The sequence below is a fragment of the Mesomycoplasma molare genome (assembly GCF_024918955.1).
Taxonomy (GTDB): Bacteria; Bacillota_I; Bacilli_A; order Mycoplasmatales; family Metamycoplasmataceae; genus Mesomycoplasma_A; species Mesomycoplasma_A molare.
Map to the genome: position 1 here is coordinate 419131 of NZ_CP103423.1, position 13317 is coordinate 432447.

Consider the following 13317-nt stretch of genomic DNA (forward strand, 5'->3'; position numbering starts at 1 on the left):
AAAGGAATCTATGATCAAAAAAAATATTGGTAGAATTATTCAAATTTTAGGTCCAGTTATTGACGTAAAATTTGAAAAAGGAAAATTACCTGCATTGCTAAATGCTTTAGAAGTAAAACTTGATTCCGATAAAAAAATAGTTTTAGAAGTAGAACAACACATCGGTGATGAAGTTGTTAGAACTATTGCTATGGATATGACTTATGGACTTTCTAAAGGATTAGAAGTAGAAGATACTGGTAAAGCTATTCAAGTTCCTGTAGGAAAAGAAATTTTATCTAGAATGTTTAATGTTTTAGGAGAACCAATAGATGAATTAGGGCCTGTTAATGCGAAATTAAAAATGCCTATCCACTCTACTCCACCATCTTATGAAGATCAAAAATCAAACTCTGAAATTTTAGTAACAGGTATTAAAGTTATTGATCTATTAATTCCTTATGTTAAGGGTGGAAAAATTGGTTTATTCGGTGGAGCTGGAGTAGGTAAGACAGTTTTAGTTCAAGAACTTATAAATAATATAGCTACACAACATGGTGGTTTATCTGTATTTGCCGGAGTAGGTGAACGTTCTAGAGAAGGTAATGATTTATACTACGAAATGAAAGCTGCTGGTGTTTTAGATAAAACAGCCTTAGTTTTTGGACAAATGAATGAGCCACCCGGAGCAAGAATGAGGGTAGCATTAACAGGACTAACAATGGCTGAATATTTTAGAGATAAATTAAATCAAGATGTGCTTTTATTTATTGATAATATATTCAGATTTACTCAAGCAGGATCAGAAGTTTCAACTTTATTAGGGAGAATACCATCAGCTGTTGGTTATCAACCAACATTAGCAACCGAGATGGGTCAACTACAAGAAAGAATCACTTCAACAAGAAATGGTTCCATAACTTCAGTTCAAGCAGTTTATGTTCCTGCTGATGATTTAACAGATCCAGCACCTGCTACAACTTTTGCTCATTTGGATGCTAAAACAGTACTAGATAGAAATATAGCAGCATTAGGTATTTATCCTGCTGTAGATCCTTTAGCTTCAGGTTCTAGAATGTTAGATCCGTTAGTAATAGGTGAAGAGCATTATAATGTAGCAAGAAAAGTTTTAGAAATTTTACAAAAATTTAAAGAATTACAAGATATTATTGCTATTTTGGGTATGGATGAATTATCTGAAGAAGATAAGAAAACTGTTTCAAGAGCTAGAAGAATTAGAAACTTTTTATCTCAACCATTTTTTGTAGCAGAAAAATTTTCAGGAATTTCAGGAAAATTCCTTCCTTTAGAAGAAACTATAAGAAGTTTTAAAGAAATTATAGAAGGTAAACACGATTCTTTACCGGAAGAAGCTTTCTTGTACGTTGGTTCTATAGAAGAAGCAATAGCTAAAGCAGAAAAATTAAAATAAAATGGCAAAAAAAACAAAATTAAAAATTATCACTCCCAATGGAATATTTTTAGAAAAAGAAATTGATATTATTACTATTAAAACAACAGAAGGATATAAAGGATTTCAATACGGCATTCAACCAATTGTCGCCTCATTGGTTCCGTCTAAATTTAATATTAGAATAGATTTAAAACAAGAGGAACTATATATATTATCAGGTATAATTTATGCTGAAAAAGAATTTATTAATATAATTACTGATTCTATATCTTATGAAAAAACTATTTTAGAAGGAAACTCTTATAGTAAAACTAATAACTTTAAAACATCTATAGAAAATATTGAAAAAGAAATAAAATTAAAAAAAGAAATAGAAAAAACTAGAAATAATTAAAAATAAAAGAACCAAACGTTAATATTGTTGGTTTTTTTATTTTTAATTATTTTTTTAGTATAATGTAAAATATAAAAAAAGAAAGAGTATAAAATGAAAAAAAAGTATAAAAAAATATTTTTTTCGTTTTCAACAGTTATTTTACCTTCTTTTTTTGTTATTTCTTGTGAAAAAAATCAATTAAATGATGAAAATTTATTTAATGAAAAAATAGATTTTTCTAAAATAATTGGAAAAAATAATTCTATTATAATTAATGAAAATGTAAACCTAGAAAAAGAAAAAACAAAAATCGAAACTGAAGAAAAAGAAAACGAAAAAGAAATTAATAAAGATAATAATACTTCTAACAATGTACCTGGTAATGAAATCAATGATAAAAAAGAAGACGCGATCGAAAAAAATGATGCTGATTCAAGTTCTAGTGTAAATAATTCAACTTTAGTGTTAGATAATGCTCAATTATTTTTTGACGATGATTTAGAATCATTTTCATTAGAGGTAAGAACAAATAAAGAAAATTTAGATTTTAGAGAAGCACAAAAATTTTATTTTACATATAAATTATATAATGTTGAAGGTTCTGAAGAAGAAATTATAAGAAAGCCCTCATCTTTTGATTCTGATAAGTCCTCAAAATTAATTTTATTTATTGAAAATGAAAAAAACTTTAAAAAACTTAAAATTCAATCAGTAGAATATTTAAAAGATCAATTAGACATTTCTAATATAAATCAAGAACTTTCTTTCCCGAACAAAGAACCTAAAGAAACTATTGATGGTGAAATGAATAGTGGAAATCATAGCGAAGGAGACGAATCTTTAGATTCAAATACTTCAACAACAGGAGAAGATTCAGATGCAATTTTAAGTGTTAGTTCTATCTCAGTGGAGGTAGATGAGTTATTACAAAATGAAGCCACTCTAAGTTTAAGACTAAATAAAGAAATTGAAAAAGAATCTGCTCAAAATATTAAAATAAAATTAAAAAAATATATAAATACAACAGAAACAGAAGAAGTAGAAATAGAATATACAATTAATCATCCAATAAAAACAAATAAAACTAATTTAGTCAGCGCTGATTTATTTGATTTAGAATACAATACAAAATATGAAATTAGTAGTATTAAATATGATTCTAATTTTATAACATTCCCAAGTTCTAACGCAATATTTCAGACAGGAGCAGAAGAATAATATAATGAGTAAATATAACTAATATTTTTAATGTTGGTTATATTTTTTTAATTTAAAAATAAAATAATTTTAAAAAAACGAGATTCGTATTATAATATTTGTAAAAACATATGTAGAATGGAAGAAAAACTAATGAAGTCATTTTGAAATTATGTTGCCTTCATACACAAATTAACAATAAAAAAGAAAAATACAATAATAATTCCTTTAATATGATTAATAATAGCGACCGCAGTAACATTTTCTCTTTTTTCATTAAATTTTGAAAAAAATACTAAAGTTTTAATATTTTATATTATTATTTTTGTTGAATTATTATTAACTGTTTTATTTTCATCAATAAAATCAATAAATATTTTTAAGGATTTAGAGGACGAGGGGATAGAATTATTAACTCTTTCTAAACCTATTTCGAGAAAAAAAATTATATGAGGCAAAAGTGTTGCCAATTTATCTTTTGGAATTTACTGAGCTTTATTAATGGTTTTTGTAAATTTTCTAATACTTTTATTAGGGTTAAAAGACTATGATAGTTTTGTACTAGGATTCATTTCTTTTCCTGTATTTTTAATATCATATATTATTTTTAGTAACTTAAGTTCTCTTATTGCTTTTAAAGTAAATGCAAAAGTTGCAATTACTTTGCCTCTTGTGCTTTTTAGTCCCTTAGTTCTAGGTGGAACTATTATTTCTTCAAAAACAACTTCAACAAGTAATAATATTGCATTTTATTTAAACAATAAGTATGAAAATAATCCCTCCGGAAACATAGCAAACATAGAAAAATTTTATTTAAACAATAAAGAAGATACTTTCTATATAATACCTAATGGAAGCGACAAAATAAAATTAAGAACTGATCAAATCGAATATTTAAAAGAAGCTTTTAAAATTTCACGTAACTCAGCTACTGAATGACAAATATATTCTTATTTATCATTGCCTTATCAATTGGTAGATTATTTCAATATAGAGAATATAAATATTTCAAACGCTTTAACGTCTGAAAAAATAACAAATTTAGACGATTACATTTATTATAAGAATAATGATAATTTTGCATATAACTATGATTTAAATACAAAAGTAAATTTAAAAAAATATTTTATAACAGACAAAATAATAAGAACAAATAATAAAGATAATAATGAAATTGTTGAAGAAAGAGTAAACAAACCTGTATATTTAGTTCCTGGTTCTTTAAAATCATTTAGTCAAATCGATCATCTTATAAATACCAATATTATTTACGCCAGAGAAGGTGCTGAGGATTTTGCGCAAAAATTCCCTGAAGATAAATTTGTTCACTCAGCTACTGACAATTTATTAGGAGAATTAAAGTGAACATACATTAAAGAATTATTAGAAAACGAAGTTTTTCAATATTATGCTAATATGATAGCTAAAGAAATTTTTGTAGACTTAAAAGATGATTCTTTAGAAAATATAAGTGGAATTAAAAATGTAATTTTTGATGTAATATCTAAAAAATTAAAAGATGAAGAATATGAATTATTAAAAATTAACGATATTAGAGCTACTATTTTAAATAAAGATTCTCTCGAAAATGGAAAAATAAAAACAATAATAGAGAAAAAAATTTATTTGGCTACAGCTTTTATTTATTATCTTTACTTTAAATATAATAACACCTACATCGCTGACGCAATTTTGTATAACGAAGCAAATAATAACTTTGATCCTCATTCCTATTCTTTATTAATTGATAATTTTAGATATAGAATAGGAGGTTTTAGCAAATATGTTGCTAAGCAACAAATAGAAGAGGAAGAAATAACAGATAGTGAAGGAAATAAAAAAAAGGAAAGAAAAGTTAAAATAAGATATGACATTGAACCATCTAACAACTTTTTATTTCAACCTTTAGAAGAAGTTTGACAAGTATCTAGAAATGGTATTCCTACAGTTAATAAAAATTTATATTTTTTAATTTGAATTAGTTTCGCGATAATATTCGTATTAATAAATAATAGATTATATTTCAAAAAGGATTATAAATAATGGAAAAAAATATTTTAGAAGTTAAAAATTTGACAAAAATATATTCCAATAATAAAGAAAAAACAGGTATTTTTGATTTAAATTTCGATGTTAAAAAAGGTTCTTTTCATGCTTTTATAGGAGAAAATGGAGCGGGAAAAACAACAACAATTAAAACAATTATTGGCTCATATATTAATTTCAGCGGTAATGTTACTATAAATGGAATTGATATAAGAAATTATAAAAGTAGACAAGCATTAGGTTATATACCTGAAAATGCAATATTCCCAAAAGAATTAACAGTTTTAGAATACTTAAGATATTTAGGTCAGTTGTTTGGCTCTGATAAAAAAGAATTAGATATAAAAATAGATAATTTGCTTAAGGAATTCGAAATTGAAGAACTAAAAAATAAAAAACCATTTTATTTTTCTTCAGGTCAAAAGAAAAAAATATTATTAATACAAGCTCTATTAAATGAACCAGAAATAATTATTTTAGATGAACCTGCTGCTAATTTAGACCCAACTGCAAGGTTTCAGTTATTTCATTTACTTAAAAAACTTCATCAAAAAGGAATAACAATTTTTATAAGTTCGCACATTTTGAGCGAAATAGATAAATTTGTAGATTCTCTTACTCTAATACATAAAGGAGAGATTGTTTATTCCGGATTAAGATACACTGATTTGGAAACAATTTTTTATGAAAAAGTTATTAAAGTATAGTTTATTTTTAAATTTTAGTTTTTTAAGTACGTCCTTTATTGTTTCTTGTAAAAGTAGTGAAAACTACAATAAAAATGATTACTCCCCTTATAAAGATTTGATTGAAGAAAACGTTATTTTGAACGATCAAATTAAATCTTTTACAAATAAACATTTTTTCAAGGGCGATGATAAAAATATTAGAGAGTTTTTTACTCAACAAATTAGAGTAGAAAAGAAATTCAAAAATGAATTAAATATATCTTTAACATTCGCTCCTTTATTTATTCCTAATATTTTAAATATAGCTTCAGAATTTCAACTAAAACACGCAATTAATTCAGTAGATGTTATTTCTGATACTTTGACACAAAGATGATTTTGATATATACAAAATATTAAAAATTTTAGTTATGTGTTTAATAATTGAAGATCAGACTTCAAAGATTATAAAAATAGTGAAGGTCAAAACGATAATTCTGATAGGGAAATTTTTACTAAAATTTACGATGATAAAGAAAAATTATTTAGATCTTTTAAAAATTATGAAATTAAAGAATTTAGTCCAGAAATAAAAATTGAAAACATTAAAACTGATAAATTATTTGACTTACAAATAGTTTTTTTAAGAATGGAAAATCAAGATAAAAACAATATTTTGATACCAATATTTTTATATAAAAAAGCAAAAAATGGCGATGTAAAAATTTCAATAACAGGAGAAATTTTTAGTTTTAAAAATAAGATAGATATTTGAAATAATGAAATTTATAATAAATTAGCAAATTATATTTCCGAAGGAAGAAAATACTTTGCTCAAAAAACAGTTGATTATCAAAGAAAACTTTTTGAATCAGAAAATAAAAATGGATTAGAAAAATTCGATGAAACTAAATTTTTAATAGACTATAATGATGTTAATTTTATAAAACATTATGATAAAAACAATTATACAAATTCGTTTTACTATGCAATTAATAAATATAATGATGAAAAAAATCAAGAAAATAAAATATATAGATATAGTTGAGGCTTTATAAATGAAAAATAAATTAGTGAAAAAAGTAATGCCATTACTTTTTATATCATTTTTTAATTTAATATCTTGCGCTAATTATTCTAATCAGTTTTATCTAAATTCTTTGGTATCAAATGATGATTCTGTTGCATCTCCTTCTACTAATAATGAAAAAAATATTCATAATTCCATAATTAATAATTTATTATCTATGGCGTTTAAAAATAATCAAGAAAAGATTTTAGACTATAAAAATTCTCAAAATAAAAATTCAAAATCATTATTTAATCAATATAATAATATATCTAAGTTATTTTTTGCTAGTGAAAATAAAAAAGAATTTGCTCAACAACAACAAGATTTTTTTACAAAAAACTGATACTTTATTTTAAATAATTTAGATAAATTTCAATTTAATTTTGTTGAATTTGTTACTTCAGATTTGTCTAAAAATTACTCAACAAGTGAAGAATATAAACAAAAAGTAAAAATAAAAGAATTAAATAACAAATATGAACCTTTTACATTTGAAAATACTTATTTAGAAAGTTTAAGGGAAGGGGTAGAATCTGCTGAATTAGGGGATTCTTTAGTATATTATATAAGGAAAAATAAATTAGTATTTAGAGTTTTGATAAATAATTTAAGAGCCCAGGGGAATGAACCAGAAGTACTATTAAAACCACTAAATTGAAACTTTAGTGAATCGAAAGCAAATATAATTTCTCCTTTATTAATTTCTAATGTTGTTCATCAATTATTTATACATAATTATCCAAGTGGTAAAGATGAGTTTGAAATTGAAATGGTTGAAAAACAAAAATATGGATCTCCCGTTTTTGTTTTTCCTACTTTAAAAGAATAGGAGTTGAAAATGAAAAGAATATTTAAAAAAATTATTTTTTCACTTTTTTTATTATTTAGTTTTTGTTCAGCTTCATGTTCTCATCAAAAAGAAATTGGTGTCAATTCAAAAGAATTAAAAGATTTAGTTGTTTTTAATGAAAGAGAAATTAAGTGAAATAATTTTTTAAATAAATCATATGTGGATACTATTTTAAAAATGGTTTTTAACAATAATGAAAAAGAAAAAGAAAAATATATAGAATCACAAAAAAAATTAGATGATAATTATTTAGAAGAATTAAAAACATGAGTGAGATATTCTAATAATATTGTTTTTCCTTATGATAAAACAGAAAGATTTATTTTATCTTCTTCGGGTCAAAAAAGAAACTTTGTTACTTCGTTTGGTAGCGAAAAATTAGATGAGTTATATAATAAAAATTGACTATTTTTCTTATTTAATCTAGATAAATTTGTTTTTTTACAATATCCAGATGTTTCAACATCAGATAATGAAAATAAAGAATTAATTGATGAAATTGAAGCTTCGAAAAGAATTTATGATGATTTTTATGTATCTCAAAGCAATGAAATTATTGACTATGTTATTCAAAAATATAATATAGAAGTGAACGAAATAGATAATTCTGAATTATATGAGGATAGAATTTTTTTGTTAACTAAAGATGGTCGAATTATTCGATTTGATATTTCAGGAAGTAAAACAAATGACAAAATAAATATTAGAAACTCATCATTGCATAGTTATTTATACTCATATCCCAAATTAATAAAAAGTGCTAATAAATTAAATGATTTTGATTTAAAAAAATACGTTGAAGTTGTAAAAGAATGAGGAGATTTTGACTATAAATTTAGTGAGTCAAAAAAAATCATATATATTGATGAGTATGGAAATAGGGAATTTAGATACACATTAATAAATATTAAGGAAGAAAAATAATAGTGAAAAAAAAATTTTTAATAAGTACATGTCTAGCTATTCCTTTTATACTTTTTACTTCATGTATAAGTCAACAACATGAATCAGAAATTGAAAGAAATAGAGATGAGGGTAATGAAAATAACAAAAACGTTATAGAAATAGCTAAGAAATTAGAAATTCAAGATATTTCTAAATCAATTTACGATAAAAAAATTAAATGAGATAATTTTGTAAGTGAATTTAATAATTTAAATATTGAATCAAAAACGTATTTTTCTGATTTTGAAAAACTCATTAATAAAAATTGAGTACTTTTTATCTCTAATCTAGATTATTTTAGATTTAAGCAACAACCAAATAACAAATGATTTTTACACAAAGAAACGGAAGAAGCCAAATATTCAAATTTTTATAAGCACAATATAGGTTTAACAAAAAATGATGAAGAGTCATTACCACATCATACACATGTAAAATTTCCTACTAATTTATTAAATTCACGAACATTTAAAACTTTATCTTATACATCTAAAAAATTTATTTCAGAGAAAACAGGTAACCCAAGCATTTATGTTTCTTTCGGTAGAATAGTTATTAATTTTGAAAAAAGAAATGATAAAATTTATATATCACCAAATTTTCTTTATTTTGTAAATAATAAAGGATCTTATTCAGGATCTTTAGATGAAGAATTATTAGATATTGTTATAGGTATTTTAAATATACCTGAAAATGGATTTAGTCAAGAATTATCAAATATTATAGATCGTACTACAAAAGAAATTGGATATCCTGCAAATCTTTTTTTAGAAAGTAAAAATAACAAAAATATACGTTAAATAACGTATATTTTTGTTATTTAGATAAATAATTATTTTCTATTTAATTTTCTCTTAAGATCTTTAATATAACAAATATTTTTATCATATTTTATTTTATAGGTAAATTTTCAAAATAAACTTAAAGAAATAGGAATAAATATACCTGCTATGAAAGAAAAAATATCTAGAAAAATTATTAAAATTATATTTCCGCCTTTATAGAAAAATGGTTTAGTGAAATTTAAAAATGAATATATAACAACTCCGTCCTTATATTCATCTTTAAAATATGAATAGCTTGAAAAGTAAAGAATAAAAGCAAACATAAAATAAACAAAAACATATAAAGAAGTGTTGAATAATAACTTATTATCTACAACAACGCTTTTTCTTATTAATCATAATCCTATAAAACCTAATACCGGATTTAAAAAATGAGTTATTAAAGAAACTATTGAATTATAAACTTTAGTTCAATCTGAAGTAAAAGCAATTAGTGTTCAATAAATTAAAAAGGTAATAGTTATAATAGAAGTTGCTGAAAATAGCATTTTTCTATATTGCATATTAGGAAAACAAGCAACTAATATAAATGTTAAACCTAGGAAAATATTGGACTGATTTGTAAAATAAAATAGTGGAGAAGCATTTTGGAAAACTACTTCCATTTTCAAAGTTTTAGTTTTTGCTGATAATGAAACAGGTCTAAAATTAATCATAGCTTCCATGATAAAAGCTGTTGTAGTTAATAAAATAAAAATTCCAAATAAAAGAAAAATTAAATTAATTTGATTTTTTAGATTATTTTTGATTTTTTGCATTTTTTATCCTTTCTTGTTAAAAGTGATTTTATTTTCTTGTTTTTTAACTAATCTAATTATATTTTGCTTATGAGAATAAATAACAAATAAGTGTGAAATTAAAATAATTAAAGGGTTAATTCAATAAAATGATTGATAAATTTTTCAGTTAAAAATACCTATAAAACTTAGTGTCATTCAAGGTATAAAACCTATAGCAATTAATATTAGCGGAACTACGATAGAACCTAATGAAACAAATTTAGTAAAGTAAACAATGCTTAAAAACAGAATAACACCTATTATAACTACAATAAAATTAAAACCACAAAATAAACCTAGTAAACTAGCAGCACCTTTACCGCCTTTAAACTTAAAAAATATTGGTCAAATATGTCCTATAACAACACCTAAACCTGCAATTTGTGGTACTAAATATTTTAGTGATTTATCGTATATATTAGATTGAGTTTGAATGTGAACGATTCATGCTAATATAACCACGAATAAAGCTTTAAAAATATCAAATAAAAATATTGGTAAAGCAAATTTTACTCCATAGACCCTAAGTGCATTTGTAGAACCCGCATTTTTAGAACCTTTATCTCTTATATCTTCATTTTTTCTTCTCTTACTAAAAAGAATAGATAAATTTATTGAACCTACTAAATATCCAATAAATATTGCTATAAAATTTGTTAATATAATATAAAAAAAATCCATATTGCCTCCTTATTATCCAATAGTAACATCCTCTTCAATGTATTCAAACTTTGTAAATTTATGATTATGACTTCCTCAAATAAGAATTGTCGAAGAAATTCCTAATTGACCTATAAACATAATAAAAATAAGAGAAATTTTACTTAATGTATTCAAACTTGAAGTTATACCTGTTGAAAGACCAGTTGTACCAAAAGCCGAAGTAACTTCAAATAAAACATTTGTTATTCCGTAAGTTCTTCCCAAGCCTTTGTTTAATTCTGTTGCGCCATCTCATGCTATTTTACCACCAAAAGTTGAAAAAGATGTTGTTAATACTAAAACAGCTAAAAAAGTTAGAATAAATGAAATAATCAATACAATTGATGATTGATTTACCGTTTCATCTTTTATTTTTCTTTTGAATAAATGTGTGGAATTTTTACCTCTCATTCTAGAAATTAGATTTAATAATATTATTGCTAATGTTGTAGAACGAATTCCTCCACCGGTTGATGATGGTGCTGCACCTATAAACATTAATACAGATAAAATAATTAATGAAGGATCACTTAAATTGTATAAATCAAAAGTTGCAAAACCTGCACTCCTTGTTGAAAAAGAAGTAAAAAAAAGCGCAAATATTTTATCAAAGTTACTTCCATAACTATATCCTATATTTATTCCATTACCTCAGTATAAAGGATCTGAAAAAGATAAATTTCAAAATGTTCTTTGATCTTTACTAGTTAATTCAAAAGTTAATAACAATGCTAACCCTACAATAGCAACACTAAAATAAGTAACTAAAGAAATTTTAGAAAACAAAGTAAATCTATATTTACTTCTTCTTTTAGAAGTAAAAAAAGAAGTTATAAATCTATAGATATCATAAATTACAGGGTAACCAATTCCACCTAGCATAAATAAGAATAATAGTCATATTTGTAAAAAATAGTTCCCATAATAAGGTGCTAAAGAATTTTTTCCTATCATGTCAAATCCAGCATTATTTAATGCTGTAATAGAATGAAATATAGCAAATCTTAAAGATAAATTAAAATCATATTTAGGATTGTTGATATTATTATTTGGGATAAAATTTCCTTCACTGTAATAAAATAAAAAAAATAATATAAACGAAGAAACAATAAGAATACTAAACATAATTGTTATAGAAACAATTATAACCCTTCTTATATCGCCGATATTATGAGAACTACGTTCAAGTAAAAGCACATCTCTAGCAAAAATCCCTAATTTCACACCAAAAATGTAGTTTAATATATAAACTTTTATTGCAAATATTCCAATTCCACCTATAAGAATTAAAATTGCTATAATCATTTGGCCAAATATAGTTCATTGTTCATAAGTGTTTTTAACAACTAGCCCGGTATCACTAAAAGCAGAAGCCGAAGTGAATAAAGCGTCTATATAAGAAATATCTCCTGGATTTACTTGCGAAATATCTCAATATAAAAGTAATGAACCTATAATAGTAATAAAGATATAAGTCAAAAATAAATATCTAATTTTACCTATTTTTCTATTAAATCTTGAAACAAAATGAACAATTGAAATATAAACATTTTTTAGCTTAAATTTATTGAATTTCCGCTTTCTTCGAAGGAATTTTCAATTATTATTCTTTTTCATATTAAAATATTTTATAATATTTTTAAAAAAAGAAAATTTTTTAATTTAAAATTGGCAAAAGAGGAATAAAAATGAAAAAAAATAAAGGAATTTGCGTTATAGGAGCAGGAAGATTTGGACAGTCAGTTATAAAGCAATTGCACAAATTAAATAAAGACGTTATAGCGATTGATAAAAATCAAGAAAATTTAACTCCTATAAAAGATTATACAGTGGCAAATTATATTGCAGACGCTTCCGACTTAAAATTAATGGAATCTTTAGGAATTCAAAATATTGACACAGTAATTGTAGCTTTAACGGAAAACGTAGAAATAGTAGCTTCTTTATTGGAGTTAAAGGTAAAAAATATAATTGCTAGAGCTAAAAGTCATAGATACGCTAGAGTTTTACAACAAATAGGTGTACAAATGATTATAAGACCAGAGGAAGAAGCGGGAGTTAGAACTGCATTATTTGCAACTAATAAAAGTTTTATCAAATACACTAATGATTTGCAAGAATTAGGTGATGGGTATGTTGTTGGTTCTGCGGTTTTAACTAGTGAAGCTTATCATGGTTTAACTTTGAAAAAAACAAATTTTACTTCTCTTAATGTAATTGCTGTTATGGTTAAAAGAAAAAATAACTCTTATTTACCTGATGGAAATTTTAAATTACTAAAAGAAGATTTAATAACTTTTATAGGAAAAATTGATGATGTCACTAGAGTTTTTGAAATGATATCAGAAAAAGAAAGTATCGAGTCTAAAAAAGAATAATTCAGTTTTTTTTAACTTTGCTTAAAATACAGAATTTAAAATTGATTTTTTTGTATTTTGGTATAA

The 13317-nt window shown here is 23.7% G+C and carries 13 protein-coding genes; 10 read left to right on the forward strand and 3 right to left on the reverse strand.

The window, feature by feature from the left end; translation table 4 throughout:
* The first annotated feature begins 10 nt into the window (after nt 1-10).
* The 9 genes from atpD (at nt 11) to NX772_RS01990 (ending at nt 9347) form a co-directional block, all read left to right on the forward strand.
* Complete coding sequence (gene atpD, locus NX772_RS01950; RefSeq protein WP_027123296.1) at nt 11-1411, forward strand: F0F1 ATP synthase subunit beta; 1401 nt, start codon at nt 11-13, stop codon at nt 1409-1411.
* A gap of 1 nt (nt 1412) precedes the next feature.
* On the forward strand, nt 1413-1787 hold the full coding sequence (locus NX772_RS01955) for a hypothetical protein (protein WP_051542152.1): 375 nt from the start codon (nt 1413-1415) through the stop codon (nt 1785-1787).
* 93 nt (nt 1788-1880) lie between these two features.
* Nucleotides 1881-2987 (forward strand): hypothetical protein, encoded by a 1107-nt coding sequence (locus tag NX772_RS01960; RefSeq protein WP_027123297.1) that lies wholly within the window; start codon nt 1881-1883, stop codon nt 2985-2987.
* Nucleotides 2988-3104: 117 nt separating this feature from the next.
* Nucleotides 3105-5009: an ABC-2 transporter permease gene (locus tag NX772_RS01965; protein ID WP_240532007.1), complete on the forward strand. Its 1905-nt coding sequence runs from the start codon at nt 3105-3107 to the stop codon at nt 5007-5009.
* Nucleotides 5009-5719, forward strand: a complete 711-nt coding sequence (locus NX772_RS01970) for an ABC transporter ATP-binding protein (protein ID WP_027123299.1) — start codon at nt 5009-5011, stop codon at nt 5717-5719. The genes NX772_RS01965 and NX772_RS01970 overlap by 1 nt, the downstream gene beginning before the upstream one ends.
* Nucleotides 5697-6749 carry an aromatic motif membrane protein gene (locus tag NX772_RS01975; protein WP_027123300.1) on the forward strand — a complete coding sequence of 351 codons (1053 nt, stop codon included), beginning with the start codon at nt 5697-5699 and terminating at the stop codon, nt 6747-6749. The genes NX772_RS01970 and NX772_RS01975 overlap by 23 nt, the downstream gene beginning before the upstream one ends.
* The gene (locus tag NX772_RS01980) at nt 6739-7581 is read left to right on the forward strand and encodes an aromatic motif membrane protein (RefSeq protein ID WP_027123301.1); all 843 of its coding nucleotides are present in this window, start codon (nt 6739-6741) and stop codon (nt 7579-7581) included. The genes NX772_RS01975 and NX772_RS01980 overlap by 11 nt, the downstream gene beginning before the upstream one ends.
* A gap of 9 nt (nt 7582-7590) precedes the next feature.
* Nucleotides 7591-8526, forward strand: a complete 936-nt coding sequence (locus NX772_RS01985; protein WP_027123302.1) for an aromatic motif membrane protein — start codon at nt 7591-7593, stop codon at nt 8524-8526.
* A 2-nt stretch (nt 8527-8528) separates the two neighbouring features.
* Nucleotides 8529-9347: a hypothetical protein gene (locus NX772_RS01990; protein ID WP_027123303.1), complete on the forward strand. Its 819-nt coding sequence runs from the start codon at nt 8529-8531 to the stop codon at nt 9345-9347.
* Nucleotides 9348-9379: 32 nt separating this feature from the next.
* Here NX772_RS01990 and NX772_RS01995 read toward each other — a convergent pair whose 3' ends face one another.
* The 3 genes from NX772_RS01995 to NX772_RS02005 are packed head-to-tail and all read right to left on the reverse strand — an operon-like array spanning nt 9380 to nt 12490.
* On the reverse strand, nt 9380-10150 hold the full coding sequence (locus tag NX772_RS01995; protein ID WP_051542153.1) for an MAGa3780 family membrane protein: 771 nt from the start codon (nt 10148-10150) through the stop codon (nt 9380-9382).
* A gap of 3 nt (nt 10151-10153) precedes the next feature.
* Entirely contained in the window at nt 10154-10852 is a 699-nt protein-coding gene (plsY, locus tag NX772_RS02000; protein ID WP_027123304.1) for a glycerol-3-phosphate 1-O-acyltransferase PlsY, read from the reverse strand.
* Nucleotides 10853-10864: 12 nt separating this feature from the next.
* Complete coding sequence (locus tag NX772_RS02005; RefSeq protein WP_051542155.1) at nt 10865-12490, reverse strand: TrkH family potassium uptake protein; 1626 nt, start codon at nt 12488-12490, stop codon at nt 10865-10867.
* A 71-nt stretch (nt 12491-12561) separates the two neighbouring features.
* Between NX772_RS02005 and NX772_RS02010 the strand changes: the two genes are divergently transcribed.
* Nucleotides 12562-13251 carry a potassium channel family protein gene (locus NX772_RS02010; protein WP_036450140.1) on the forward strand — a complete coding sequence of 230 codons (690 nt, stop codon included), beginning with the start codon at nt 12562-12564 and terminating at the stop codon, nt 13249-13251.
* Nucleotides 13252-13317 lie beyond the last annotated feature (66 nt).